Origin of the sequence: Pandoraea sp. ISTKB, from assembly GCF_001721285.1 — a bacterium.
GTDB classification, from domain to species: Bacteria; Pseudomonadota; Gammaproteobacteria; order Burkholderiales; family Burkholderiaceae; genus Pandoraea; species Pandoraea capi.
In genome coordinates this window covers 1-266 of record NZ_MAOS01000017.1, presented here as the reverse complement: position 1 = coordinate 266, position 266 = coordinate 1, and the positions used below count along the sequence as shown (strand labels likewise).

Below are 266 nucleotides of genomic sequence, written 5' to 3'. Positions count from 1 at the left end.
GAACTGACCGACAAGCTCTCCGAGAAGGGGGTGAACGTGCGCTACGCGATTCACCCGGTGGCGGGTCGTATGCCGGGTCACATGAACGTGCTGCTCGCCGAAGCCGAAGTCCCCTACGATCAAGTGCTGGAAATGGACGAAATCAACGGTGAATTCGGTCAGACGGACGTGGTGCTGGTGCTCGGTGCGAACGACGTGGTGAACCCGGCGGCGAAGAACGATCCGCAATCGCCGATCGCGGGCATGCCGATTCTCGAGGCTTACAA

At 60.5% G+C, this 266-nt stretch carries 1 protein-coding gene; it reads left to right on the top strand.

Going from position 1 to position 266, the window contains the following annotated elements; genetic code table 11:
- Positions 1-266, top strand: a 266-nt coding sequence (locus tag A9762_RS03960; RefSeq protein ID WP_139133059.1) for an NAD(P)(+) transhydrogenase (Re/Si-specific) subunit beta, incomplete at both ends; no start/stop codon positions are given.